Raw genomic sequence first — 326 nt, 5'->3', positions numbered from 1 at the left:
CCCCAGAGCAGCGCCTTGGCCGCGGTGCCGTATGTCACCAGCAGGCTTCGATCCCACAGAAAACCGCCCAGCGCCCCAATGTCGTGAAGGCGTGCACCAACGTTCCCGATGGGCAGCAGACCGGCCCTGCTCACCTCGGTGGCACCCGTCAGGTCCACGAGAGCCTTGTGCAGGATCAGGTACGCCAGCACCGAGCCAACCAGCACCAGGCAGGAACGCAGGAGCGTGCGGTACTCCTCCCGGACCGCACCCCGAAAGTGGCCAACCCGCAGGTATATCTGCAGAAACCCGAACAAGATCATCAACGCCGCGTAGTTGATCAACAA

1 protein-coding gene is annotated in these 326 nt (G+C 63.2%); it reads right to left on the bottom strand.

Annotated elements, in window-relative coordinates:
- Positions 1-326 (bottom strand): hypothetical protein (locus tag ACQG3P_RS19020; protein WP_426805907.1); only part of this gene is annotated, 326 nt, incomplete at both ends.

It is taken from the genome of Stenotrophomonas sp. SrG (genome assembly GCF_050031795.1).
Taxonomy (GTDB): Bacteria; Pseudomonadota; Gammaproteobacteria; order Xanthomonadales; family Xanthomonadaceae; genus Stenotrophomonas; species Stenotrophomonas rhizophila_A.
This window is presented reverse-complemented; position numbering and strand designations above follow the sequence as displayed.